Source organism: Epilithonimonas pallida (genome assembly GCF_900182975.1).
In the GTDB taxonomy this organism is placed as follows: Bacteria; Bacteroidota; Bacteroidia; order Flavobacteriales; family Weeksellaceae; genus Epilithonimonas; species Epilithonimonas pallida.
The window spans coordinates 240,470-264,924 of sequence record NZ_FXUO01000002.1 but is presented as its reverse complement, the minus strand read 5'-3'; the positions used below and the strand labels follow the sequence as shown (position 1 = coordinate 264,924).

Genomic DNA, 24,455 nt, shown 5'->3' with positions numbered 1-24,455 from the left:
TATAAAACGAAAATTTATGAGCAGACCATTGATATTGGTAACCAATGATGACGGAATCACAGCACCAGGAATTAGAAAATTAATCAGCATAATGAACAAAATTGGGGAAGTAGTAGTTGTTGCACCCAATTCTCCGCAAAGTGGAAAAGGCCACGCAATCACCATCAATTCTACTTTAAGCTTCGAAGAGCTGAATCTTGATGGTCCTCAAAAAGATTTTTCCTGTTCCGGAACACCTGTGGATTGTGTGAAAATGGCTCTGGATAAAATACTTCCTAGAAGACCGGATTTGGTAGTTTCAGGCATCAATCATGGTGCGAATTCGTCCATCAATGTTATCTATTCCGGGACGATGAGTGCGGCTGTAGAAGCCGGAGTGGAAGGTTTACAGGCTATCGGATTTTCTCTTTCTGATTTGAAATGGGAAGCGGACTTTGATCAGGCAGAAGAATTTATCAGAGATATCGTTCTTAAAACGCTGGAAAACCCAATGCCAAAAGGCATCGTTCTGAATGTTAATATTCCGAAACTGAACAAAGAAGAAATCAAGGGTATCAAGGTCTGCAAACAGGCGAATGCCAAATGGGAGGAAAGTTTTGACGAAAGAGTGAATCCCCACGGAAGAAAATATTACTGGCTGACAGGCTACTTCAATAATATGGATGAATCCGAAGATGCTGACGAAACAGCATTGGCAAACGGATATATAAGCATTGTTCCTGTAAAATTTGATCTGACGGCTTATGAGTATATGCGGGAATTGGATTCAATCTATAAATAATCTGAATGGAGTTTATAAGACAATATCTGCTTTCTAAAAATATTCCGCTCACAGAAGAAAACTGGAAACCTTTTGTGGAAAAAAATGTCAGAAAAGAATACAAGAAAAAAGATATTATTCTCAAAAAAGGAGAAGTTGACAATTACCTTTCTTTCGTAGAAACCGGTGCAGCAAGACTTTTTTTTAATAAAGAAAATAAAGAACTGACTATAAGGTTTGTATTTCAGCATCAGTTTCTTACCGCCTATGATTCTTTCACCCAACGCACACCATCCAGATGTGACATAGAAGCACTAACGGATATGGTTGTCTGGCAGATCCATTACGATGACTTACAGGAGATCTATAGATCTCAGGCTGTAGGTAATCTTGTGGGAAGACTGACTGTGGAAACACTTTATGTAGAAAAACTGAATAGAGAATTCTCTTTTCTAAGTGATACAGCAGAAGAGAGATATCTCAAGCTAATGAAAGACCAGCCTGATCTATTCCAAAAAATCCCATTAAAACATATCGCTTCTTATATGGGTATAACACCACAGGCTCTCAGCAGAATAAGAAGACGAATTTCTTAACCGTGGTTCATTTTATTTGATGTAAATAAACTCTAGATTTGCATAAAATAACACATGAAAATCCAAATGAAGGAAAAAGAAGCGTTCAGATAACTCCGAACGCTTTTTTTTATTGATATATTTTGCTTTTAGATGGGTTTATAAGTCTATTATTTTCAGATTAATTAAAGGCATTGTCATAAGTCATCGATGAAAAATCGATCTTAAGAATTGCTTTAGAATCTACCGGTTTGCCATTACATTTTGCGGGAATCCAGGTCTTATTAACCTTGGTTGCAGCGTCTTTTAAATCTCTAAGGAAAGGCTCACTGTTTGGTACTTTTGGTCCGGCTTCAACTTTGGAAAGAACACCATCTTTGGTAATATCCAGTTTCACAAAGAACAATCCGTTAACAGCATAAGTGTTCCAGTTCACATTTTGTTGTAATTTTTCTTTAAGGTCTTTGATATATGCATCAGTACCGCCGGGATATCTTAGGCTGTTAAATTGAGAAGGATTACAATTAGTATCTTTTATCTGATAAATCCCGCGAATGTTATAAGTTACCGAGCTGGAAGAAGTATCCATCATAGGAATATCGATGTTCATAGATTCTTCAACGTCATTATTCTGAGCGAATGCCAATGAACTGATCAGCAAGCTCAATGAAAATAGTAATGATTTCATAGTATTTGATTTATATGATTTTAGAATGAAATTTTATGCCAAAACTGTTCTGATTAGCAACAAATTACAAAACTTCAATCTGATTTTTTAATAAATCTTCGAATTCATCTCTTTTTCTGATAAGATGAGCTTTTCCATCAAGGAACATTACTTCGGCAGGTTTCAATCTGGAATTGAAATTCGAACTCATTTCAAAACCATAAGCTCCAGCGTTTCTGAAGACAATCACATCACCTTCTCTTACTTCATTGATTTTTCTGTCCCAGGCAAAAGTATCCGTCTCACATATGTTTCCAACCACAGTATAGATTCTTTCCGGACCTTTTGGATTAGAAAGATTCTCGATAATGTGATAAGAATCGTAGAACATCGGACGAATCAAATGATTAAATCCGGAATTAACACCTACAAAAACCGTTGCTGTTGTTTGTTTGATGACATTAGATTTTACCAAAAAATGGCCACTTTTACTAACCAAGAATTTCCCAGGTTCAAACCAAAGCTGGAATTTTTTCCCAGAAGTTTCTTCGTGTTTTTTGATTGCTGCGTTGACTTTTTTTCCAAGAGATTTTACGTCTGTTTCCAAATCGCCGTCTTGATAAGGAACTTTGAAACCGCTTCCCATATCAAGATATTTCAGATTCGGGAAATGTTCTGCCAATTCGAACATAATGTCAAGACCTTGGAGAAAAACATCCGGGTCCTTGATCTCGCTTCCCGTGTGCATATGAAGACCTTCCACATTGATGTTGGTAGATTTCATCACACGCTCGATATGACGAAGCTGATGAATAGAAATTCCGAATTTGGAATCGATGTGACCGGTTGAGATTTTATAATTTCCTCCGGCAAAGATATGGGGATTGATTCTCACAAAAATCGGATAAGAACCACCGAATTTATTTCCAAATTGTTCTAAAATCGAAATATTATCGATGTTGATATGAACATTCAGAGACATTGCTTCCTCGATTTCTGCAAGGTCAACACAGTTTGGAGTGAAAAGGATTCTGTCATTGGTAAAACCTGCTTTCAATCCTAATTTAACTTCGTTGATAGAAACACAGTCAAGAGAAGCACCTAACTTTTCGACATATTTCAGGATGTTGATATTGGTTAAAGCTTTGGCTGCGTAGAAAAATCTGGTATTCTTCGAGAAGGAAGAAGTCAGCTTTTCGTATTGTTCGCGTATCGAATTAACGTCATACACATAAACGGGTGTCCCGAATTCTTTTGCTATAGCCAGCAAGTCCTGATTTGTCATAAGTTAGATTTTTAAAAATAAAAAGGCAGATTCTTATAAAAAGAGTCTGCCGCAATAGATATCTTATGCATGCAACTCTTTATACATTCCAAACCTTAGAGAACCTTACAGCTCCCTTTTTTCCGATTTTGTTTTGCTTAAATATTTGCATTGCTTTGTTTAAAATTTTTCGCAAAATTAGAGTTTATCTGTAAATCCTGCAATGTTTTGGTTTGATTTTTATTTCTCGGGAAGCGGAGAAACCTCATATTCATTCCTCAAAAGTGCCAACTGCAAATCATTCTGCAAATCCTGTGAAAATCTTGGAACTGGCAACATCAGCTTTTTGATTTTCCCCAATGACTGAATCTGATGGTATAATTCATAAAAACCAAAACCAGTTAATTTGCCTTTCTCTAAAACCAGAAATGATTTTTCGCCCAAAGTTCTTCCGGATGAAGACCAGATTTCATTCCTTCCTTTGAGATTGATTTTCTGAGTAAGTTCTGCCAAATCTTTCAGTTCTTCTCTGGATTTGATATAATTAATGGCTTTCAAACCTTGCGTAAAACTCTTGAATCTCAGTAAGGGTTTATCTTCCTGGAGTTTAATTTTCTCAAGAATGTATTTGTTCTTTCTGTAAAACAGTCCAAAAGTCAGTGGTTGCCTTTTTTGGATGCCTTTATTTTGCATCATCAGTTTGGCAATCAAATCCGTGCCGGTAAGTTCATAAGAGATTTTCTCGGTCTCTTCCTGGATTTTTTTATATTTCGCTTTATCGGAATCGAAAATTTTCTTGGCAGACTTATAAAGGTCTTCAACAACATCAGAACAGATGATTTTCCCGTCGCTGTTTTGGAAATATAGAATTCCTCTTTCGTTTGGCAGATCTTCCGTTAGAATCTGAACTTTACTGATGTAATCTTTCTCTAGGCTTTCTTCTTGTTGCGACTGGATGATTTCGTTATTTTTGTCTTTGATAATTAATAGTTTAAATAAATCCAAAGTTGCTCTCGCGTCCCCACTTGCACGATGAGCTTCACTCAACGGGATCCCAATGGATTTGCAAAGTTTGCTCAAAGAGTAGCTTTTCTCCTCAGGAATCAGTTTTTGAGCTAACGGAATTGTATCTAAAGTTTTGATTTTGAATTCATAGCCAAGGCGTTTGAATGATTGACGAAGCATTCTGTAATCGAAGTCGATATTATGTCCTACCAATATAGAATCCTGTGTGATTTCCACAACACGTTTCGCAATCTCGTGGAATTTAGGCGCAGTAATTACCATTTTCTGTGTAATTCCTGTCAGTTTTTGAACAAAGCTGGAAATCTCATCTTCTGGATTAACGAGTGAGATGAATTGGTCTGTAATCTCGTGACCATCAAACCGATAGATGGCAATTTCTATAATGCTTTCTTTTCTAAAAGGCGCTCCGTTACTTTCTATGTCTATTACTGAATACATCTACATTTTTCGTTCTACAAAGTTAAGAAACTTGAGAGATTTCCTTTCTCAAACATTTTGTTGTTGATGAGCTCTATTTTTTTAATTGAACCTACCGGAACGATTGTAATTGTCTTACTTCCTTTCTCAACATAAAAGAAATAAGCGCTATTGGAGTCAATGAGATAAATATCTTTTTGATTTCCAGAATCATCGGTAATCCTGTGTTTTATTTTTAGCTTATTATTTGTAATTCTGTCTTTTACATTGAGCCCCGTTCCAACACCGCCACCCAGAAAGAAAGCAGAAATCATAAACGCAATTGCAAAATAAACTTGCTTTTTAATATGCACTTTCAGGTCGAGATCACTCGAACCAGGATTTTTTTTAAGATATTTTTTGGCTACCATAGAATCACGAACCCATTTCTTATGGCTATTATTGGCAAGAAAATTATAATAAAAAAAGAAGCCTGTAATCATGAAAGTGACTGTCAATAAGATAATTGGCTGAGAGGTCAATTCTGAGATAGGACTTATCAAAATATCCATTATTGAAGAATATTTCAGGAAATTAATTCCTAACATATAGAAAAATACACCATCTCTTAGGATTCCCAGGATTATTAGATACAAATAACCTAATGGCAAAAATGTCTGTAGTTTCTCGATCAGTTTATAATCCATTGAATTAGTTATTATCTCCTTTTCTTCAGGCTAAACATTCCTAAAATAAACTTCGCACCTTCTCTCGCCAATGTTGTCATAAAGGTTTTTCCGGCACGGCTTTCCATTACCTGTTCAAACATTCCCGGTTCTTCTTTAGGTTGTACGGTTCTCGTTGGTGTAGGAATTACGGTTTGAGAATGTTCTTCTAATCTTCTATTGAGTATTTCGTAAGCACTTTCCTTATCAATGGTCTGTTCATATTTTCTGACGAGTTCCGAATTTCTTGTTAGTTCATCAATTTCTGATGAGGTTAATACATCCATTCGGCTTTCCGGAGAAATCAGATAAGTCTGAACCAAAGGCGTAGGAATTCCTTTTTCGTCAAGAGCTGTTACGAAAGCTTCTCCAATACCAAGATTCTGAATGAGTTCATTAGCTTTGTAGAATTCTGTAATTGGATAATTTTCTACCGCTTTATCAATTTCTTTCCTGTCTTTGGCTGTGAATCCTCTCAAGGCATGCTGGATTTTCAAACCAAGCTGACTCAATATATTTTCCGGAACATCGCCAGGAATCTGAGTGATAAAATAAATACCGATGCCTTTTGAACGAATTAATTTTACCATTGTTTCAATCTGGGAAAGCAATGCCTTCGAAGCTTCATTGAAAATCAAATGTGCTTCATCTATGAATAGAACCAATTTTGGTCTTCCACTGTCGCCTTCTTCAGGAAAGGTCATATAGATTTCTGCAAAAAGCGATAACATAAACGTTGAGAAAAGATTCGGTTTGTTTTGGATGTCATCCACACGGAAAATATTCACAACACCTTTTCCGTCTCTGGTTTTTAGCAGGTCTTCAACTTCAAAACTTGGTTCGCCGAAAAAAGTCGATGCACCTTGTTGTTCCATTGCGACAATCGAGCGTAAGATTGCGCCCAAAGATGCCGGTGCAATAGAACCGTAATTGTCAGCCAGTTCTTTTTTACCAACCGGATTATCCGTTACGTATTGCAAAACTTTTTTCAAATCCTGCAAATCAACCAAAGGCAAAGCTTTGTCATCACAGTATTTGAAAACAATAGACATGATGCTTTGCTGGGTATCATTGAGTCCAAGAATTTTACTTAACAAGATTGGTCCGAATTCCAACACAGTGGCTCTCAGTTTCACACCTTTTGTTCCGGAAATAGTCATTAGTTCTACCGGAAAGCTCTGTGGGGAATAAGGCAACTGCGTTTTGGCGTAACGGTCTTTGATGTTGTCATTTTCTGTTCCTGCTTCTGCAATTCCGGAAAGGTCTCCTTTGATATCCATTACCAAAGTTGGGATTCCTGCGTGAGACAATTGCTCCACAAAAACCTGAAGTGTTTTGGTTTTTCCGGTTCCCGTTGCGCCGGCAATTAATCCGTGCCGGTTTACGGTTTTAAGTGGGATAGAAACATTGACTTCCGTTACAACTTCTCCGTCAAGCATTCCTTTTCCAAGAATGATATGTTCTCCTTTCGGATTATATTTTGCGTTAAGATCTGTGATGAATTTCTCTTTATCTGACATCGATTGGTTTTTGAATGTTTAAATTTAAAAATATTTTCCAGAAATTTAAACTTTAGCAATTACATTAATTTTGTCTTGTATAGAATATGCTCAAATTTCTGATTTTCGAAAATATAAAAGCGAGGCAATAATATTTTATCTTTGTATCCAAATCACAAAGCATGCGTGCTTATAACACAAAAAATTTCCTGAAAATACTTATCAGTCTTCATAAAAGTGATACACTGAAGGTTCTTTTCCCAACAATTGTTTTAGTCGGCATTTACTCATATGCAGTCTATTATTTTGAAGTAGAATTTTTGCATCTGACATCCAAATCTTCTGTAAGCAATATCGGGATGATCCATTCTTTGCTGGGGTTTGTTTTGTCTTTGCTGTTGGTTTTCAGGACAAACACAGCTTACGATCGTTGGTGGGAAGGGCGGAAGCTTTGGGGTAAACTGGTTAATGACAGCCGGAATTTTGTCATTAAGATTAACAGCATCCTTCCGGAATCTGATATTAAAAACAGGACTCAAATTGCAAAATACCTGAAATTTTTCCCTCACTTCCTGAATAGCCACCTTTCCAAAGAATCAACAAGATTGGTTCTGGATGAAGGTTTTGCAGATTTGGCTAAGGAACTGAAACATCATCCGCCGGCAGAATTGATTTTTCTGTTGACTAAAAAATTGTACCAGCTTAAAAAAGAAGGAAAAATTTCTGACACCGAGATGTTATTTTTGGACACGCAGTTATCCGGCTTTTTAGATGTTTGCGGCGGTTGTGAAAGAATTAAAAATACGCCTATTCCATATTCGTACTCATCATTTATAAAGAAGTTTATTATCTTTTATGTAATGGCTTTACCAATTGCTAATGTTGTTAATCTGGGTTGTTTTATGATTCCCATTACGATGTTTGTATATTATGTTCTGATGAGTTTGGAACTGATTGCGGAAGAGATAGAAGATCCGTTCAATAATGATGAGAATGATATTCCTATGGAAGCCATTTCTCAAAATATCGAAAGAAGTATCGATTTAATTTTAAATAAAGTCTGACTGTGACAAAGAAACTGAAACTAGAAGAACTGGGAAGAATAGATGTGGAAACGTTCAAAAAAACAGCTAAAATTCCTTTGGTTGTGGTTTTGGATAGTGTTAGAAGTATGCATAATGTAGGAGCGATCTTCCGGACTGGTGATGCTTTTCTAATAGAAAAGGTGGTGCTTTGCGGAATCACGCCTCAACCACCTCACCGCGAGATTCATAAAGCCGCATTGGGTGCAACAGAGAGTGTGGATTGGGTTTATGAGCAGGATATTAATGTGGCTATAGACAATCTTAAAAAAGAAAACTTTGAGATTATTGGCATTGAACAGACTTCATCCAGTCAGTTAATAACGGATTTTGAAATTGATCCGGAAAAAAAATACGCCTTGATTCTTGGGAACGAAGTCGATGGGATCAGTGATGATGCGCTTGGGAATATTGATAATTTTCTGGAAATTCCTCAGTTAGGAACCAAACATTCTCTGAATGTAAGCGTCTGTGGCGGAATTGTGATCTGGGAATTTGCGAAGAATCTTGGATTTAGATAATAAAAAACTGCAAACACCAGAAGTGCCGCAGTTTGAAATAAATCTAATAAAAAGTAAAAATGAAAGGCGACAAAGATATATTTTTAAATTAATACAAAGCAACAGTTTTGTAAAAAAAGTATAAAAATTTTTAAAATCTTTTCTGGCTGAGTAATTTTTGTAAATTAGCATAATGTTTATCAAAGACTACATCTCCAAAGATTATCCGGCTTTCAGCGTCAAAGACTCTATAGAAGAGGCTTCTGAGGTTGCTAAAGAATTCGGATATTCCCACGTTTTCATTGTGAACAAAGGTCTCTTCCTGGGAGGGCTCAGTCAGTCTTTTTTAGAAGACAGTCCTGAAGGAAAACTGGATTCTCTCAATATTCATTTTGAGCGTTTTGCGATTATGGAAGACAGCAGTCTGTTGGACAGCATCAAGCTTTTCCATATTTTTAATTCCAATGTGGTTCCCGTTATTTCGAAGGAAGAAAAGTATCTGGGTTACATCTCCTGTGATGACATTTTTAATGAGTTTTCCAAATATCCGCTGTTCTCGGAAAATGGTGCAATACTGACCATCCAGACCAACGGCCTGCACTATTCTATGACAGAGATTTCGCAGATTGTGGAAAGTAACAATGCTAAGATCTATGGCGTTTTCATCAATGCAATCAAAGAGGATAGTATAGAAATTACACTCAAGATCAGTAACGAAAATCTAAGTTCTATAGATGAAACTTTTGAGAGATACAGTTATGTTGTAGTCCATAAACATTATGACGATGAGAAAGAAGAACTCTTGAAAGACCGGTTCGGATTTTTTCAGAAATTTTTGGAGATTTAATTATGAAAGCAGCCATTTATTCTCAAAAGAAAGATCTTGATACGTTTTTGTATCTCAATCGGTTCATTTCAGAATTGGCGCTGAGAGAAGTGTCTGTTGTTCTTCACGCCGAGATGGCGGAAAATCTGAATTTTTCCAAAGAATTCGAAACATTTTCCGGCAAAGAGGGACTTAAAAATAAGAATGTCAATATCGTTTTTAGTTTCGGGGGCGATGGAACTATTCTTAATGCGTTGACTTTTATACAGGATCTTGAAATTCCGATTATTGGGGTTAATACAGGACGATTGGGGTTTTTGGCCAATTTCCGGAAAGACCAGATTTTTGACGAATTGGATTCGATTATCCTTGAAAAGAATTATAATATCAGTGAAAGATCGGTAATTAAAATCACGACAAATGATAATTCTGAAATCGATTTTCCATTCGCTTTGAATGATGTCAGTCTTTCCAGAAAAGAAACGACATCAATGATTACGGTCGAGTCTTACATTAATGATGAGTTTCTGAATGTTTTCTGGGGCGATGGATTGATCGTTTCAACTCCAACCGGTTCTACAGCTTATTCACTGAGTTGTGGCGGACCGATTATTTCTCCGACGAACGATAATTTTGCGATATCGCCAATAGCACCTCATAACCTGAATGTCCGTCCACTGATTGTAAAAGATGACTCGAAAATAAAACTGACAGTTAAAAGCCGGGTTCCGCAATACACTTTGGCTTTGGATTCAAGGCTTTATCATATGGAAGTGGGGAGTGAGATTATCATTGAAAAAGCAGAATTTTCTTTGTTCCTTATCAAGCCGAAAAATTTCAGTTTCTACGAAACAATCCGCCAGAAGTTGCTTTGGGGAAATGACAAGAGAAATTAATTATTGAAAAATTATTCTTAACATAGTATATTAATTGAAGTTAGAATTATTAATAATTTCGTAACTTTACAGTCCAAAAAATCTTAAAAAATATAATAAAAATGAGCAGAAAATTTCCGGCAGGAGTTGCCACTGGTTCTTTAGTAACAGAGATATTTGATTATGCAAAAGAAAAGCAATTTGCGCTTCCTGCTGCTAATGTGATTGGCTCTAGTAATATCAATGCAACTTTGGAAACTGCTGCAAAACTAAACGCCCCTGTAATTATCCAGTTTTCAAATGGTGGTGCGGCTTTCAATGCAGGAAAAGGCTTGAGCAATGATGGTCAAAGGGCTTCTATACTTGGAGCTATTGCTGGTGCAAAGCACATCCACACTTTGGCAGAAGCTTACGGAGCGACAGTAATCCTGCATACAGACCATTGTGCAAAAAAATTATTGCCTTGGGTTGATGGTCTTTTAGATGCAAGTGAAGAACATTTCAGATTGACGGGAAAACCATTATATTCTTCTCACATGCTGGATCTTTCTGAAGAACCTTTGGAAGAAAATCTCGAAGTTTCTGCTAAATATTTCGAAAGAATGGCAAAAATGGGAATGACTCTAGAAATTGAACTTGGAGTAACCGGAGGTGAAGAAGATGGTGTTGATAACTCTGATGTTGACAGCTCAAAATTATACACACAACCCGAAGAGGTTGCACATGCTTATGAAGTTTTGAAAAAAGTGTCTGATAATTTTACAATTGCTGCCGCTTTCGGTAATGTACATGGTGTTTATAAGCCGGGCAACGTAAAATTAACTCCAAAAATCCTTGATAATTCTCAGAAATATGTTCAGGAGAAATTTGGTACAGGGGAGAAACCGGTAAATTTTGTGTTCCATGGTGGATCTGGCTCTACTTTGGAAGAAATAAGAGAAGCAATCAGCTACGGTGTTGTAAAAATGAACATCGATACAGATTTACAATTCGGTTACACAGAAGGAATCAGAGATTATATGACAGAACAGATTGAATATCTGCGCCATCAGATCGGAAATCCAACTGGTGCCGATGCTCCAAATAAGAAATTCTACGATCCAAGAGTCTGGGTAAGAAAAGGAGAAGAAACGTATATCAAGAGATTGACTCAGGCTTTTGAAGATCTGAACAATATCAATACACTTTAATAATTTATAAATGATAATTGAAGCGATAAATGGTTCAGTCGTTTTCTCATCAGTTATCATTTTTCATTTATCAATTATAGAATATGGCATTTGATTGGTTTAAAAGAAAAACCCAAAACATTACAACTTCCACGGAAGACAAAAAAGATGTTCCAAAAGGTCTTTGGCATAAAACTCCAACCGGAAAAATTATAGAAGCGGAAGAACTTAAAGCGAATAATTTTGTATCTCCGGAAGACGGTTTCCATGTAAGAATCGGCAGCAGAGAATATTTCGATATGCTTTTTGATGATCAGAAATTCAAAGAATTGGATGCTGATGTGGAAAGTGTTGATATCCTGAAATTCAAGGATACAAAAACTTATACAGACCGTCTGAAAGAAGTGAAATCAAAAACAAAACTGACAGATTCTATCCGTAATGCAACCGGAAAAGTGAATGGTGTAGAAATGGTAGTTTCCTGTATGGATTTTGCTTTTATCGGAGGTTCTTTAGGTTCTGTAATGGGAGAAAAAATCAGAAGAGCTATTGATTATTGTATCAAACACAAATTGCCTTATATGATTATCTGCCAGTCCGGTGGAGCGAGAATGCAGGAAGCAGCATATTCACTTATGCAATTGGCGAAAGTTCAGGCTAAGCTGGTTCAGCTTTCCGATGCCGGTTTACCTTATATCGCCTATTTGACTGACCCTACTTTTGGCGGTATCACAGCATCATTTGCAATGACAGCTGATTTGATTATTGCTGAACCAAGTGCTTTGATAGGTTTTGCGGGACCAAGAGTTATCCGTGAAACGATAGGAAGAGATTTGCCTGAGGGCTTCCAGACATCGGAATTCCTGCAGGAAAAAGGATTTGTTGATTTTATCGTGAAAAGGACAGAAATCAAACAGCAAGTTTCCAGAGCTGTAAAGCTTTTAATGCACGAATATCATTAATCCAAACAGTTAATAATTATAAAAAAACTCACTCTCTCAAATCTGGGAGAGTTTTTTATGAGATTTGTAAGCATATTTTTCAGGACTTTAAAATCATTGACCTTTAAAAAACTTTTGAAGGTCTTTTCTGTCGGATTAATGCATCCTTTATTTGCGTTCTTATATACTTATGCCAGTTTTAAGGCATTTACCAAAGCCAAAGAGCTTTATCCGAAAACCAATTCTAACAGCGGAAAAGGAAATGCATTCCGACACGCTTACTGGTGTTGCCTGATCATGATGTATTTCTGTAAAGTCTCATCACCAAATAAATCTCTGAAATGGTGCAAAAAACTTACAGATATGCACGAAGAACTTTTCCCGAATGAACCGTTAGAAACCAAAATGGACCTTCATAATAACAGAGTTGGAATGGATTATTTTATGACGCTCGTTCCGGGAATCCATCGTCAGTTTTTTGAAAGCAACTTTTTTATTCAGGAATTACAGAAGAGAACCGCAAATGCTGTTCTGATAACTGATACGGATCAAGACGTTGATAAAACAACGTTGGTGTATTTGCAATAATCAAATTGACGACTCAGAAGAATCGTCAACTTAAAAAATTAGATATATAATAGAAGTTTTACCACGCTTTCACCGCTCCACCTTTGAAGGTTTGTTGCGCCGCAGATTCTACTTCCGGAGATTGGTATGCTTGTACAAATTTTTTCACTTTTTCATCATTCTTATTATCTTCTCTTGCAACGATAAGATTAGCGTAAGGCGAATCCTTATCTTCTTTGAATAATCCTTCTTTTTCAGGGTCAAGACCAGCTTGAGCCGCAAAATTATTATTGATAATTGCCAAAGCTACTTCTTTGTCTTCCAAAATCCTTGGAATCTGAGGTGCTTCCAACTCCAGGATTTTCAGGTTTTTCGGATTAGCGATAATGTCAGTTACTTTAGGCAACAATCCAACGTCATCTTTCAACTTCAAAATACCTTGCTTTTGTAATAACAATAATGAACGTCCGCCATTGGTCGGGTCATTAGGAATCACAATAGTTTGTCCGGGTTGCAATTCGGAAACTGATTTTATTTTTTTTGAATAAGCTACAATCGGGTAAACAAAAGTTTTTCCCACAACTGCTAATTTATAACCACGTTGTCTGGATTGCTCTTCAAGATAAGGTAAATGCTGAAAAGCGTTCACATCAACATCACCTTGGTTCAGAGCTTCATTCGGAACGACATAGTCATTAAAGGTAACCAATTCCACATCCAAGCCGTATTTTTCTTTCGCTACTTTTTTAGCAGCTTCGGCAATGTTTTGTTCTGGCCCGGTTGCGATTCCCACTTTCAGAACATTAGGGTTTGATTCTTTTTTGCTGCAGGCTGATAATGTAATAATAGCTAATGCTAAAGCCAATATTTTTGTCTTCATTTTTTTTAATTTTTATCTATGATTGAATTTTTTTGAAAGAAAGTCTCCGGAAAGCTGAATAATGAAAACCAGCACGATTAATAATATTAGAACCGAATTCATTACTGCAAAATCATATCCGATATAACCGTATTGATAACCAACTTGTCCCAATCCGCCGGCACCAACTGCACCGCCCATTGCAGAATATCCAACTAGTGTAATTAATGTAATACTCACATTATTAATTAACGACGGCAAAGCTTCTGGTAAAAGGACTTTCCGGATAATTTGAAACGGCTTTGCGCCCATCGACCTTGCGGCTTCTATCAAACCTGACGGAATTTCCAAAAGGCTGTTTTCTACCAACCTTGCAATGAAAGGCGCAGAACCAACACTCAATGGAACCAGAGCTGCAGAAACACCAATCGATGTTCCTACAATGGTTCTTGTGAAAGGTATCATCCAGACAATGAGAATGATAAAAGGAATTGAACGGAAAATATTGACTATAATAGATACGATTTGGTGTGATATCTTATTTTCCAATAATTGGCCTTTTCTTGTGAGAAAAAGAAAAATTCCCGTCGGCAATCCTAAAACAAATCCGAAAAATCCTGAAACCAAGGTCATTATAATTGTCTCAATCGTCCCTTGAAATAACAAATTGATGATACTATCCGACATAACCTAAAATTTCTGAGTTTACATATTCATTTTCTAAATAAACCAAAGCTTCATTGGTATTTTTTCCCTGCAATTCCAGAATCAAAATGCCGAAGTTCAGGTGACCGACATACTCCAGTTGCGCACTGATAATCTTAGCTTTAACATTAAATTTCTCATACAGATTAATGATAACTGAACTCTGAGTTTCGTTTCCGCTTATCAGAATTTTGACCAAAGGATTGTTATTCTCGCTGTCAATATTGCTGATAGAGTTCTGATAAATCGAAGGCAATTCTACATTCAAAGAAGCTTGTATAAAACCTTTCGTGATATCTTTTTCCGGATGAATGAAAATCTGTTCCACTTTTCCTTGTTCCGCTAATTGGCCATTATCAATTACGGCCACTTTATCGCAAATACTTTTAATCACTTCCATCTCGTGTGTGATAAGAAGAATCGTGAGATTCAATTTTTGATTAATGGATTTAAGAAGTTGTAAAATCGATTTTGTCGTTGCAGGATCCAATGCGCTTGTAGCTTCATCACACAACAGAACTTTCGGATCGTTGGCTAAAGCTCTCGCAATCGCAACTCTTTGTTTTTGTCCGCCGGAAAGATTCGCCGGATAATCTTTTGCCTTTTCTTTCAGTCCGACCAATTCCAAAAGTGAATCCACTTTCTCATTGATTTCCGACTTCGATTTTCCTTCCAATTCCAACGGAAATGCCACATTATCAAAAACCGTGCGAGATGACAATAGATTAAAATGCTGGAAAATCATTGCAATTTTTCTTCTTTCCAAAGTCAATTGAGCTTCGGACAATTTTGTCAATTCTACATTATCGACAATCACTTTTCCTTCGTTGGGTTTTTCCAGAAGGTTCACGCATCTGATGAGCGTGCTTTTCCCGGCACCGGAAGTTCCAATCACACCGAAGATTTCTCCCTTTTCAACAGTCAGGGAAACATCCGACAAGGCTTGGACAACCTTATTTTTAGTAGTAAAACGTTTGGAAACGTTTATCAATTCAATCATTTTTATTCATTAGTTAAAAAATAAAAAACCTTTCACATAGAAGTATGAAAGGTTTTCAAAATAAACACACTATTATTACTTCTTCATATATATTCGAAAAGTTAAATCGTAGCAACAAAACATTTTTTCTGACATAATAGTGTTTTAAAAAAAGCCTTTGCAAAACTAAAAATTCAATTCATACTAAACAAGTATAATTTGAATTAAATGATAAATGTCAGTTTTTTGTAATAATCGTTTGGGCGACTTAATCCGCCTGTAGTTTATCCTGAGCTTGTGGAAGGGCTCCCAAACCTAACGAAGTGGTTCGACGAAGTCAATCTTTTCACTCCACTGCGTTGCGTAAAAAGGATTTCCGCTCAAGTCGGGTCGCGACAATTCGACTTCAAATTTTAGCATAAACATTTACCGTGAAGTTTGTCATTCCGTAGGAATCTAAATATAACATTCACGATTTTCATTGTTGAGATTCCTACGGAATGACAAAAGTGTGTTTATGGACTGCAAACAGTTTTAAAAACCAACTTCTAAAATCTCATATCTTTTCTTACATTTACTAAAAATTAATTTTCCGAATGGTTCTAAGCAGGATTTGGTCCGCCTTCATTATTATAGCAATTGCGGTTGCATCAATTAAGTATTTCAGTTCAGAGAATTACAGCCAGATTTTTAATGATATGGTTGTAGGAAAAGGTGGCGACACGATTCAGATTTCGCAAAAACCTTTAGCTCAGATTTCTCCGGAAATTCAGAAATCATTATTAACCAATCCTGATTTTGAAGACAGTCACATTCATTACAAGATGGATTCTCTTCAAAATGTCAAAACTTACAGAGTTGCCGAAACCGATGGCGTTATCGGAACCAGCGAAACAGCGGTCAATATATGTCTCAAACTGATTGGAATTATGGCTTTGTTTATGGGGTTTATGAGCATTGCTGAGAAAGCAGGCGGAATTAATTTCCTAAGCCGATTGATTCAGCCATTCTTCTCAAAATTATTTCCGGAGATTCCGAAAAATCATCCGTCTTTCGGGCATATGATGCTGAATTTCAGTGCCAATCTTCTCGGTCTTGATAATGCAGCGACGCCTTTCGGACTCAAAGCAATGGAAAGCCTCCAGACTTTGAATCCAGATAAAGACAAAGCCAGCAACGCCCAAATTATGTTTCTCTGTCTGCACGCCAGCGGATTGACATTGATCCCGGTTTCCATTATTGCGATTCGTTCATCCATGGGTTCGGAAACACCGACTGATATTTTTCTGCCTTGTATGATTGCAACTTTTTGTGCAACAATGGCCGCAATGATAATTGTTTCTATCAGACAAAAAATCAATCTTTTCCAACCGATTGTTTTAGCTTATGTTGGCGGGATTTCTGCAATTATCGCATTACTGGTAATTTATCTGGTTCAACTGAATAAAGAAGAATTGGATTCTTTCAGCAAAGTGATGAGCAACGGAATTATCCTATTGATTTTCTTTGCGATTGTTCTTGGTGCAGTTTACAAAAAAATCAACATTTTCGATGCATTTATCGATGGTGCGAAAGAAGGTTTTACGGTCTGTGTGAAGATTATCCCATATTTGGTTGGAATGTTAATCGCGATTTCATTGCTAAGAACGAGTGGTGTTTTTGATGTGATTATTGACGGAATGAAATGGATTGCCAGCGCTTCCCACCTAGATACAAGATTTGTTGACGGATTGCCGACAGCGCTTATAAAACCGTTATCAGGTTCCGGTGCTCGTGGAATGATGGTTGACACAATGAAAACTTTTGGAGCAGACAGTTTTCCGGGAAAATTATCTGCGATTCTCCAAGGAAGTTCTGATACGACATTTTATGTTATTGCCGTTTATTTTGGTTCTGTTGGAATTAAAAATACAAGATACACCGTTGGCTCGATGCTTTTGGCAGACTTAGTTGGCGTGATTACTGCGATAGTTTTGGCGTATTTGTTTTTTGGATAACTAATGAAAAATCAAAAAAGAAATATCTTCGAAGAATCGACGGAAATCGTTGGCTGGATACAGGTTTTTCTTTCGCCATTCTTAATCGGTTTCGTTTTAGCAGCGATTATTTATTTCTCATTTGATTCAATTTTTACTACAATCATTTCAATAGTGATTGCCATTATAGGAACATTAGTTGGGATTAAATTTGCCAACAAAATTTACAACTCAAAAGAAGGGACAATTCATTTTGTATCAAGAGTTTCTGCAAGCCCGGAACTTGATGAAGAAGAAAATAAAATTAAAAAATGATTCAAGATAAAGATTTTACTTTAAGATTAATTCGACAATTAACACAAGCCTTAGAAAAACTGCTTCTCGGAAAACCGGAAGAAAGCCTGATGCAAAAAGAGCTAGACTTCGATTCCCTGATGAAAGATATTTTTAAAATTAATTTCAAAGAATTAGCTTCGAAATCAAAAGAAGATATCATCGAGATTGTAAAAGGGAGAGAATCCAAAGACCACGCAGATTATTATGAGATGCTGGGCAATATTTTTATGTTTCACTATCGATTAGAAGGAACAAAAGATTTTGCAGACAAAGCCAAAACATTCTATGAATTATATCTGCAAACCAGCGGAATTTTCGCTTTGCCAATTATCAATAGAATCAACGAGTTGAATTCAATATTAAAATAAATTAATTTTGACCATTTTAGTAGGATTAAATAAAAAAATTATTCTTTTATTTGTATTTTTGCGCGTTATCGAGTAAGCATTATGATTTTTAAAACTAAAAAAGACACAAAATATACCTATGTAGAAGCAGGCGAGGGTCATCCAATGGTGCTTTTGCACGGGTTGATGGGGGGCTTGAGCAACTTCGATAAAATGATTAATTTTTTTTCGGACAAAGGTTATCAGGTCTTTGTTCCGCAATTGCCTATTTATGATTTGCCAATTCTGAATACCAATTTAACATCAATTTCAAAGTTTGTAGCTAAATTCATTAAGGATGTTATCGGGAAACCTGTGACAATTGTCGGGAATTCTATGGGTGGTCATATAGGGCTGATTCTAACAACAACTCGCCCGGAACTAGTGAGAAACCTTGTTTTGACAGGGAGTTCTGGTTTGTATGAAAGGACTTTTGGAGACAGCTTTCCAAGAAAAAGTGACAAAGATTATATCAAAAAGAAAACCCAGGATGTTTTTTATGATCCGATTGTTGCAACTGACGAATTGGTAGATGAGGTTTTTGCAGTTGTAAATGACAGAATGAAAGGCATCAAAACCGTAATGTTGGCGAGAAGCGCCATCAAACATAATATGCTGAATGATCTTCCGAAAATTACTTGTCCAACCTGCATCATCTGGGGAAAACAGGATAATGTAACGCCGCCGGAAGTAGCCGAAGATATGCACAAGTTCATCCCGAATTCTGAGCTGCACTGGATCGACAAATGCGGACACGCAGCAATGATGGAAAAGCCGGATGAGTTCAATGAGATTCTATATGCATGGCTGCAAAAAGTGATGTAGTCAAAAATCAATAAAAACTTTTCAGACCATTAAGAATTTGAATTTTTTAATTTTAAATAAATTTGATTCTTAATGGTTTTTAAATTATAAAAATATGCAGATCAAAACCGCAGAATTTGTAAAAAGCAGCCAAAAATGGCAGGAATGCCCGGAACCAAAAATCCCGGAATACGCATTTATCGGACGTTCCAATGTTGGAAAGTCTTCTCTTATCAATGCGATGATGAATCACAAAGATCTTGCTAAAACTTCGCAGACGCCGGGAAAAACACAGCTCATCAATCATTTTTTAGTGAATGAAAGCTGGTACCTTACGGATTTGCCGGGTTATGGTTACGCCAAAGTTTCCAAAAGTCTGAGGAAGGATTTTGAAAAATTGATTACAAATTATATCCTGAACAGAAAAAACCTGGTTAATCTTTTTGTTTTGGTAGATATCCGTCATAATCCACAGAAAATAGATCTGGAATTCATGCAATGGTGCGGAGAAAGTGGTGTTCCATTTTCCATTGTTTTTACAAAAGCGGATAAACTGAAACCTGGTGCCGCTGAAAAGAATGTAGAGGTTTATAAAAATGAATTGCTGCAGTCCTGGGAAGAACTACCGGATTTGTATATCACTTCTGCAGAAAAAAAGGAAGGCGGCGATCTGATCCTGAATTATATCCAGAAAACCAATGACTTTTTGGAAAAAAACAAAGTGAAATTTGATGAATGATATTGTTTGGAAAATCAAGACTTTTCCGGAGTTTACAGTTGATGAGCTTTATGCGGTGATCAAAGCCAGAGTTGATGTATTTGTTGTTGAACAAGATTGCCCATATCCCGATTTGGATGGGTATGATCAAAAAGCGATTCATCTTTGGGCAGAAAAAGGAGGTGAAGTTTTAGCTTATTGCAGAATCTTCGACAAAGGAATCAAATATCAGGAAACATCAATTGGAAGAGTCATAACAACGGAGAAAGGAAGAGGAACAGGCTTGGGAAAGCAATTGATACAGTATGCTGTAGAAATTATTGAGAACCGTTTGGGAACATCGGAAATCAGGATCTCTGCGCAGGATTATTTGCTAAGATTTTATTCAGGTTTTGGATTTTTGGATACAGGGAAAAAATATTTGGAAGATAATATTCCTCATACTGAGATGTTTAGAAAATAAAAATAGCCCGGAGATATACTCAGGGCTATTTCTGAAAAATGAATGTATTCTTGATTTGTGTTCTTACGGTTATTAATCCTCGGCAAAAGTAGATACATAAAATCACATTTATTTACGGGAAAACCGTAAAATTCAAAAAATATTATTCTAAATTATTCCAATATTTTTACCGAAAGCAATGAGTTCTTCAGTATTTGCTGCCGCTAAAGATAATTTCATCATATTGATTCTTTTTTCTACGCTGCTTAAGCTGTTGGGATAAATATTCTGTTCCTGTAACTTTTTAGGTATGTTTTTTTGTAAAATACCATCCGATAATAATTTAAGCAGGGTTATGTCAAAGTTGCTAAATTCTAGAGTGTTAGCGCTTTTTATTGGAAACTTCATATTGTGTGATATATAAGAATTTCCATTGTAAACGGTTTCGATTGCTTTTTTCAACTCACTAGAATCAGAACGTGCTTTTTTTACATAAGAATTAATATTAAATTCTTTAAACAACAAATCGATTACGCCAACTCTGTGTTCGCCCGAGAAAACAATGATGTTAAGTTCCGGACAAATATCACGGCAACATTTTATAAGTTCGCGTCCGTTTTTTATCAACTGTGTTCTATGATCTTCTTCGAAAGATAAGTCGGTGATTAACAAATCGTAAGGTAATTCATTTTCAAGAGCTTTTTTTATATAAGCCAAAGCATCATCACAATAATAGACGTAATCAACATTTGGGATTTTTAATTCTTCCAAAACCTTTTGAACAGAGAAATTACTGCTTTCGTGATCTTCTGCGATCAATATTTTACTGAACATATTTGAAATGTTTTTTACGATTAATTATTTTTATTTGGCTCCTGAAGTGGAATATTTTTCCATTCAATAGATACTTTCAACCCAGTATTGCTGTCTTCAATTTTCATTTTTGCACCAATTTCTCCCAATCGGGTCTTCATATTTCTAAAACCATTTTTTTCTACAACATCTTCAGATAATCCGATACCATTATCAGAATAAAAAACCTGGTATGTATCATTTTCTTTACTGAATTTCAGGACAACCTGAGTCGCACAGCTGTGCTTCTTCATATTCACCAGCAGTTCCCTGATAATCTGGAACAATTCTTCTCGGAAAGTTGGAACCAGATTTTTCCAAAAATCATAATCATTGCCAACGATAATGATTCTGGTGTCATCATTGTCAAAAGAACTGACCAAGGCTAATATCTTCTCGTTAAATTCTTGCCTGGATTGATTGTCATAGGACAAATCTCTCGACTTTTCATACATCAGCTCCAGCTTATCCAGGACTTTTTCTTTAGGCAAATCTTTTTGATTTTCTATGATTGCCATCACCTCATAGATTCCGTTGGCAACAACATCGTGTACTCTTTTTGAAAAATCAAGCCGCTGTTCCTGGAGTTTGTTATTGGCTTCCAGTATCAATCTTTCCCGTCTCTTCTTGATCCAGATATAAGTAATGATGACAATAACAATAAAAACAAAAACCAACAGCCAGATCACCAAATTCTGAACCCTGACTTTATATTCATGTTTAGTATGTTCTTTTTGCAGGATCAGATTTTCTATTTTAGCCTTTTCACTTTCATAGCGGATCAGAGCAAATTGATTTTTTGCTTTATTTTGACTGTTTATCAAACTATCCTGGGTTTTGGAGTAGGCATCAAAATATTGCTGAGCCTCTGTTCCATCAGACAATTTAATTAGGTTTTGCAAAGCTTCCAGTTCATCAACAGGATATTTTAGTTTCTTTGCCAGAATCAACATTTTCTTTGCATAGAATTTTGAAGAGTCCGGTTTTTTATTAAGATAATAAGCGGATAAATAAGCATAAGCTGCATCTTTTGTCCAGTCATCATCAATGTTTTGACTTAATTTTTCTGCGATAATATAATTCTTGACGGGGTTATAATTATGATTCCCAAACCATTTCGATCTGGAGTAGTTAAGAAGAAGTTTTGGGTAATATTCGCTTTTTGGACCAACGCTGTCAATCAATTTATCATATATAGCAACAGCATGCTCATATTTTTTCTGATTATGAAAAAGGATGGCAATGTTATTTTGCAGCATCATTTTATCAATCGGATCTTTTGCAAAAGGTTTTGCTTTTTTGTAGAATTGTTCAGCATCATTATAGTTTTTCAAATTGCTGGAAGAGATTCCCAAGTTGTTGTAATTTGAAAAAATAAAACCATGATGAGCGGTGTCTTTTTCTTTAAAGAATTGAGCTGCAATAAGACTCGTTTCTATGCATCCAAAATTATCGCCAACGTTTTCCTGGATGAAAGCCATATTAACATAGCTCTTCCCGATACCGAAACTATCGTTTCTTTTCAGAAAAAGATCTTTTCCCTTATTCAGATAAAAGAAAGCGCTGTCCATCCTGTCATTATCCATCAGGACAAAAGCCTTCTCATAGAAAGGGTTAGGAAGTACTTTGGAAGTTGTCTTTTGTTGATTTTCTTTCTCGGAGCAAGCGATCAAAAGCAACAACAGAAAACCAAAAATCGATTTTTGCAAATTTTACATTTTACCCGAAATTTACTAAAATTCGAAGATTATTGAAATAGATTATGATCAATAATCAATCATATTGCCTATTTTTGCTATTCATTTGATTTGTAACAATGTCGATCAGCGTTCTTGAACAATATCTCCCGGAAAATACACTTCCTTTTCTCAAAAAATGGTTTGCGGATTACTTTATACACATAAAGATTACGAAAAACAGAAATAGCAAACTTGGAGATTACCGAAAACTTCCGGACAAATCCCATCAGATCACAGTCAATTCAACATTAGATAAGCAGCTGTTCTTTTTTGTATTGACCCATGAGCTGGCTCATCTTATTGCGTTTGAGAAATTTAATAACAGAATCAGTGCTCACGGTAAGGAATGGAAAGACACGTTTAGGGAAATGTTACTGGAAAGTATTGACATCTACACAGACGATTTGAAACCTATTATCAGGAGATTTTCAAGCAATCCGAAAGCGAACTTTATGGCAAGCCCGGAACTGGTCAGATACTTTCACATTGAAAATCCGGAAGATCAGTTTGTTTTTGTTGAAGATTTGTCAGTTAAAGATAATTTTCATTATAAAGGAGATCAGTACGAAATCCTTGAAAAAAAGAAAAAGTTATATCTTTGCATCAATTTGAACAACTCAAAAAAGTACCTTTTCCGCCCATTGGCGAAAGTTGAAAAACTAATACGAGATGAAGAACAATAATTATTGCGTTATAATGGCTGGAGGAATCGGAAGCCGTTTTTGGCCGATGAGTACCCAAAAATTTCCAAAACAATTTCACGATATACTAGGAACGGGAAGAACAATGATTCAGCAGACATTTGACAGAATCAGTCAAATTATTCCTAAGAAAAATATTTATGTTATTACGAATCAGGAATATGTAGAATTAACACAACAACAATTGCCTGATGTCCCTGTTAATAATATTGTTGGAGAGCCGGCTATGAAGAACACTTCGGCTTGTAATCTTTATATGGCAAAGAAAATAGAAGATGTCAATCCTGATGCCAATATTATTGTAATGCCTGCCGATCATTTGATTCTGAAAGAAAAGACATTTCTAGATAAAGTAGAACTAGCCTTTGATTTAGCGACTAAAAATAATTATCTGATTACATTGGGAATTACCCCTACAAGACCAGACACGGGTTATGGGTATATACAATTCATTCAGGAGAAAAATGAAAACTTTTCCAAAGTAAAAACATTTACGGAAAAGCCGGATCTGGAGATTGCCAAAAGCTTTATAGAATCCGGGGACTTTCTTTGGAACGCAGGAATCTTTATCTGGAGTGCAAAAAGTATTTTGGCTGCTTTTAAAAAGTATTTGCCAGAGATGACCAATCAGTTTAATACTTGTGAATATAATTGCGAAGCGGAGAAAGAATGTATAGATCTGATCTATCCAACTATAAGTAAAATCTCCATTGATAATGGTATTTTGGAGAAAGCTAATAATGTTTATGTCATTCCTGCCAATCTTGGCTGGAGTGATCTCGGGACTTGGACATCTGTTTATACCAATGCAGATAAAAATGATGATAATAATGCCATAAGCTCTAAAAATGTGTTGACATACAACTCAAAAGGGAATGTCATTAGAATCAAAAACCAGAATAAGGCTGCGGTTATAGATGGCCTGAAGAATTACATTATTGTTGATACGGAAAAGGCTCTTTTGATTTGTCCTAGAGATAATGATCAGTTAATAAAAGATTATGTTCTGGATCTTAAAAACCTCAAAAAGGGAGAAAGATTTATGTAACTGATAATAAACTTTAAAAATAAAATTAACTCTTTGGT

27 protein-coding genes are annotated in these 24,455 nt (G+C 36.0%); 17 read left to right on the top strand and 10 right to left on the bottom strand.

Going from position 1 to position 24,455, the window contains the following annotated elements; genetic code table 11:
* Positions 1-16: 16 nt before the first annotated feature.
* Both surE and QOL71_RS04425 read left to right on the top strand, forming a co-directional pair.
* Positions 17-781 carry a 5'/3'-nucleotidase SurE gene (gene surE / locus QOL71_RS04430; RefSeq protein ID WP_283415760.1) on the top strand — a complete coding sequence of 255 codons (765 nt, stop codon included), beginning with the start codon at positions 17-19 and terminating at the stop codon, positions 779-781.
* A gap of 5 nt (positions 782-786) precedes the next feature.
* Positions 787-1,356, top strand: a complete 570-nt coding sequence (locus QOL71_RS04425) for a Crp/Fnr family transcriptional regulator (protein WP_283415759.1) — start codon at positions 787-789, stop codon at positions 1,354-1,356.
* A 160-nt stretch (positions 1,357-1,516) separates the two neighbouring features.
* On the opposite strand, the gene QOL71_RS04420 is transcribed toward QOL71_RS04425, so the two are convergent.
* The 5 genes from QOL71_RS04420 to QOL71_RS04400 form a co-directional block, all read right to left on the bottom strand.
* Positions 1,517-2,023, bottom strand: coding sequence for an energy transducer TonB (locus QOL71_RS04420; protein ID WP_283415758.1), 507 nt, complete (start codon positions 2,021-2,023; stop codon positions 1,517-1,519).
* A gap of 64 nt (positions 2,024-2,087) precedes the next feature.
* A complete protein-coding gene (lysA, locus tag QOL71_RS04415) occupies positions 2,088-3,287 on the bottom strand; it encodes a diaminopimelate decarboxylase (protein WP_283415757.1) in 1,200 nt (399 codons plus the stop codon).
* A gap of 219 nt (positions 3,288-3,506) precedes the next feature.
* Complete coding sequence (locus QOL71_RS04410) at positions 3,507-4,730, bottom strand: 3'-5' exonuclease (protein ID WP_283415756.1); 1,224 nt, start codon at positions 4,728-4,730, stop codon at positions 3,507-3,509.
* A 14-nt stretch (positions 4,731-4,744) separates the two neighbouring features.
* Positions 4,745-5,395 carry a hypothetical protein gene (locus QOL71_RS04405; protein ID WP_283415755.1) on the bottom strand — a complete coding sequence of 217 codons (651 nt, stop codon included), beginning with the start codon at positions 5,393-5,395 and terminating at the stop codon, positions 4,745-4,747.
* Between the two features lie 11 nt (positions 5,396-5,406).
* Entirely contained in the window at positions 5,407-6,933 is a 1,527-nt protein-coding gene (locus tag QOL71_RS04400; protein ID WP_283415754.1) for a helicase HerA-like domain-containing protein, read from the bottom strand.
* A gap of 161 nt (positions 6,934-7,094) precedes the next feature.
* Between QOL71_RS04400 and QOL71_RS04395 the strand changes: the two genes are divergently transcribed.
* The 7 genes from QOL71_RS04395 to QOL71_RS04365 all read left to right on the top strand — a co-directional run bounded on the left by QOL71_RS04395 (position 7,095) and on the right by QOL71_RS04365 (position 12,893).
* The gene (locus QOL71_RS04395) at positions 7,095-7,976 is read left to right on the top strand and encodes a bestrophin family protein (protein WP_283415753.1); all 882 of its coding nucleotides are present in this window, start codon (positions 7,095-7,097) and stop codon (positions 7,974-7,976) included.
* 2 nt (positions 7,977-7,978) lie between these two features.
* Entirely contained in the window at positions 7,979-8,515 is a 537-nt protein-coding gene (locus QOL71_RS04390; RefSeq protein WP_283415752.1) for an RNA methyltransferase, read from the top strand.
* Positions 8,516-8,687: 172 nt separating this feature from the next.
* Positions 8,688-9,341, top strand: a complete 654-nt coding sequence (locus QOL71_RS04385; RefSeq protein ID WP_283415751.1) for a CBS domain-containing protein — start codon at positions 8,688-8,690, stop codon at positions 9,339-9,341.
* A gap of 2 nt (positions 9,342-9,343) precedes the next feature.
* The gene (locus QOL71_RS04380) at positions 9,344-10,216 is read left to right on the top strand and encodes an NAD kinase (RefSeq protein ID WP_283415750.1); all 873 of its coding nucleotides are present in this window, start codon (positions 9,344-9,346) and stop codon (positions 10,214-10,216) included.
* 101 nt (positions 10,217-10,317) lie between these two features.
* Positions 10,318-11,385, top strand: coding sequence for a class II fructose-bisphosphate aldolase (gene fbaA / locus QOL71_RS04375; protein ID WP_283415749.1), 1,068 nt, complete (start codon positions 10,318-10,320; stop codon positions 11,383-11,385).
* Between the two features lie 83 nt (positions 11,386-11,468).
* Complete coding sequence (accD, locus tag QOL71_RS04370; RefSeq protein ID WP_283415748.1) at positions 11,469-12,326, top strand: acetyl-CoA carboxylase, carboxyltransferase subunit beta; 858 nt, start codon at positions 11,469-11,471, stop codon at positions 12,324-12,326.
* Between the two features lie 57 nt (positions 12,327-12,383).
* Positions 12,384-12,893: a DUF6973 domain-containing protein gene (locus QOL71_RS04365; RefSeq protein ID WP_283415747.1), complete on the top strand. Its 510-nt coding sequence runs from the start codon at positions 12,384-12,386 to the stop codon at positions 12,891-12,893.
* 58 nt (positions 12,894-12,951) lie between these two features.
* Here the strand turns inward: QOL71_RS04365 and metQ are convergent, their stop codons facing one another.
* Genes metQ through QOL71_RS04350 form a run of 3 tightly spaced genes read right to left on the bottom strand, consistent with a single transcriptional unit; the run spans position 12,952 to position 15,436 of the window.
* Entirely contained in the window at positions 12,952-13,752 is an 801-nt protein-coding gene (gene metQ, locus QOL71_RS04360) for a methionine ABC transporter substrate-binding lipoprotein MetQ (protein WP_283415746.1), read from the bottom strand.
* A gap of 12 nt (positions 13,753-13,764) precedes the next feature.
* Positions 13,765-14,418 carry a methionine ABC transporter permease MetI gene (gene metI, locus QOL71_RS04355; RefSeq protein WP_283415745.1) on the bottom strand — a complete coding sequence of 218 codons (654 nt, stop codon included), beginning with the start codon at positions 14,416-14,418 and terminating at the stop codon, positions 13,765-13,767.
* On the bottom strand, positions 14,408-15,436 hold the full coding sequence (locus QOL71_RS04350; protein WP_283415744.1) for a methionine ABC transporter ATP-binding protein: 1,029 nt from the start codon (positions 15,434-15,436) through the stop codon (positions 14,408-14,410). The genes metI and QOL71_RS04350 overlap by 11 nt, the downstream gene beginning before the upstream one ends.
* 575 nt (positions 15,437-16,011) lie before the next feature.
* Between QOL71_RS04350 and QOL71_RS04345 the strand changes: the two genes are divergently transcribed.
* From QOL71_RS04345 to QOL71_RS04320, 6 genes are all read left to right on the top strand, one after another.
* Positions 16,012-17,412 carry a nucleoside recognition domain-containing protein gene (locus QOL71_RS04345; protein ID WP_283415743.1) on the top strand — a complete coding sequence of 467 codons (1,401 nt, stop codon included), beginning with the start codon at positions 16,012-16,014 and terminating at the stop codon, positions 17,410-17,412.
* A gap of 3 nt (positions 17,413-17,415) precedes the next feature.
* Positions 17,416-17,706 (top strand): hypothetical protein, encoded by a 291-nt coding sequence (locus QOL71_RS04340; protein ID WP_283415742.1) that lies wholly within the window; start codon positions 17,416-17,418, stop codon positions 17,704-17,706.
* Positions 17,703-18,095, top strand: a complete 393-nt coding sequence (locus tag QOL71_RS04335) for a hypothetical protein (RefSeq protein ID WP_283415741.1) — start codon at positions 17,703-17,705, stop codon at positions 18,093-18,095. Before QOL71_RS04340 ends, QOL71_RS04335 begins: the two co-directional genes overlap by 4 nt.
* An 81-nt stretch (positions 18,096-18,176) precedes the next feature.
* Positions 18,177-18,938: an alpha/beta fold hydrolase gene (locus QOL71_RS04330; RefSeq protein WP_283415740.1), complete on the top strand. Its 762-nt coding sequence runs from the start codon at positions 18,177-18,179 to the stop codon at positions 18,936-18,938.
* A 94-nt stretch (positions 18,939-19,032) separates the two neighbouring features.
* Complete coding sequence (yihA, locus tag QOL71_RS04325; protein ID WP_283415739.1) at positions 19,033-19,656, top strand: ribosome biogenesis GTP-binding protein YihA/YsxC; 624 nt, start codon at positions 19,033-19,035, stop codon at positions 19,654-19,656.
* Positions 19,649-20,098 (top strand): GNAT family N-acetyltransferase, encoded by a 450-nt coding sequence (locus tag QOL71_RS04320; protein WP_283415738.1) that lies wholly within the window; start codon positions 19,649-19,651, stop codon positions 20,096-20,098. The genes yihA and QOL71_RS04320 overlap by 8 nt, the downstream gene beginning before the upstream one ends.
* A gap of 147 nt (positions 20,099-20,245) precedes the next feature.
* Here the strand turns inward: QOL71_RS04320 and QOL71_RS04315 are convergent, their stop codons facing one another.
* Together QOL71_RS04315 and QOL71_RS04310 are read right to left on the bottom strand one after the other, a co-directional pair.
* On the bottom strand, positions 20,246-20,911 hold the full coding sequence (locus tag QOL71_RS04315) for a response regulator (protein ID WP_283415737.1): 666 nt from the start codon (positions 20,909-20,911) through the stop codon (positions 20,246-20,248).
* Between the two features lie 20 nt (positions 20,912-20,931).
* On the bottom strand, positions 20,932-22,638 hold the full coding sequence (locus QOL71_RS04310; RefSeq protein ID WP_283415736.1) for a tetratricopeptide repeat-containing sensor histidine kinase: 1,707 nt from the start codon (positions 22,636-22,638) through the stop codon (positions 20,932-20,934).
* Positions 22,639-22,745: 107 nt separating this feature from the next.
* Here QOL71_RS04310 and QOL71_RS04305 point away from each other — a divergent pair, with 107 nt between their 5' ends.
* Positions 22,746-23,351, top strand: a complete 606-nt coding sequence (locus QOL71_RS04305) for a SprT-like domain-containing protein (RefSeq protein ID WP_283415735.1) — start codon at positions 22,746-22,748, stop codon at positions 23,349-23,351.
* Positions 23,338-24,417: a mannose-1-phosphate guanylyltransferase gene (locus QOL71_RS04300; RefSeq protein WP_283415734.1), complete on the top strand. Its 1,080-nt coding sequence runs from the start codon at positions 23,338-23,340 to the stop codon at positions 24,415-24,417. The genes QOL71_RS04305 and QOL71_RS04300 overlap by 14 nt, the downstream gene beginning before the upstream one ends.
* The last annotated feature ends 38 nt before the right edge of the window (positions 24,418-24,455 follow it).

Coding starts and splice junctions, on each gene's coding strand:
- QOL71_RS04405 (WP_283415755.1), bottom strand. CDS start 5,395: ATGGATTATAAACTGATCGAGAAACTACAGACATTTTTGCCATTAGGT.
- QOL71_RS04320 (WP_283415738.1), top strand. CDS start 19,649: ATGAATGATATTGTTTGGAAAATCAAGACTTTTCCGGAGTTTACAGTT.
- QOL71_RS04380 (WP_283415750.1), top strand. CDS start 9,344: ATGAAAGCAGCCATTTATTCTCAAAAGAAAGATCTTGATACGTTTTTG.
- QOL71_RS04315 (WP_283415737.1), bottom strand. CDS start 20,911: ATGTTCAGTAAAATATTGATCGCAGAAGATCACGAAAGCAGTAATTTC.
- QOL71_RS04335 (WP_283415741.1), top strand. CDS start 17,703: ATGATTCAAGATAAAGATTTTACTTTAAGATTAATTCGACAATTAACA.
- QOL71_RS04350 (WP_283415744.1), bottom strand. CDS start 15,436: ATGATTGAATTGATAAACGTTTCCAAACGTTTTACTACTAAAAATAAG.
- QOL71_RS04425 (WP_283415759.1), top strand. CDS start 787: ATGGAGTTTATAAGACAATATCTGCTTTCTAAAAATATTCCGCTCACA.
- yihA (WP_283415739.1), top strand. CDS start 19,033: ATGCAGATCAAAACCGCAGAATTTGTAAAAAGCAGCCAAAAATGGCAG.
- QOL71_RS04340 (WP_283415742.1), top strand. CDS start 17,416: ATGAAAAATCAAAAAAGAAATATCTTCGAAGAATCGACGGAAATCGTT.
- QOL71_RS04305 (WP_283415735.1), top strand. CDS start 22,746: ATGTCGATCAGCGTTCTTGAACAATATCTCCCGGAAAATACACTTCCT.
- fbaA (WP_283415749.1), top strand. CDS start 10,318: ATGAGCAGAAAATTTCCGGCAGGAGTTGCCACTGGTTCTTTAGTAACA.
- QOL71_RS04395 (WP_283415753.1), top strand. CDS start 7,095: ATGCGTGCTTATAACACAAAAAATTTCCTGAAAATACTTATCAGTCTT.
- QOL71_RS04400 (WP_283415754.1), bottom strand. CDS start 6,933: ATGTCAGATAAAGAGAAATTCATCACAGATCTTAACGCAAAATATAAT.
- QOL71_RS04410 (WP_283415756.1), bottom strand. CDS start 4,730: ATGTATTCAGTAATAGACATAGAAAGTAACGGAGCGCCTTTTAGAAAA.
- QOL71_RS04420 (WP_283415758.1), bottom strand. CDS start 2,023: ATGAAATCATTACTATTTTCATTGAGCTTGCTGATCAGTTCATTGGCA.
- metQ (WP_283415746.1), bottom strand. CDS start 13,752: ATGAAGACAAAAATATTGGCTTTAGCATTAGCTATTATTACATTATCA.
- QOL71_RS04330 (WP_283415740.1), top strand. CDS start 18,177: ATGATTTTTAAAACTAAAAAAGACACAAAATATACCTATGTAGAAGCA.
- QOL71_RS04345 (WP_283415743.1), top strand. CDS start 16,012: ATGGTTCTAAGCAGGATTTGGTCCGCCTTCATTATTATAGCAATTGCG.
- QOL71_RS04385 (WP_283415751.1), top strand. CDS start 8,688: ATGTTTATCAAAGACTACATCTCCAAAGATTATCCGGCTTTCAGCGTC.
- accD (WP_283415748.1), top strand. CDS start 11,469: ATGGCATTTGATTGGTTTAAAAGAAAAACCCAAAACATTACAACTTCC.
- metI (WP_283415745.1), bottom strand. CDS start 14,418: ATGTCGGATAGTATCATCAATTTGTTATTTCAAGGGACGATTGAGACA.
- lysA (WP_283415757.1), bottom strand. CDS start 3,287: ATGACAAATCAGGACTTGCTGGCTATAGCAAAAGAATTCGGGACACCC.
- QOL71_RS04300 (WP_283415734.1), top strand. CDS start 23,338: ATGAAGAACAATAATTATTGCGTTATAATGGCTGGAGGAATCGGAAGC.
- surE (WP_283415760.1), top strand. CDS start 17: ATGAGCAGACCATTGATATTGGTAACCAATGATGACGGAATCACAGCA.
- QOL71_RS04365 (WP_283415747.1), top strand. CDS start 12,384: ATGAGATTTGTAAGCATATTTTTCAGGACTTTAAAATCATTGACCTTT.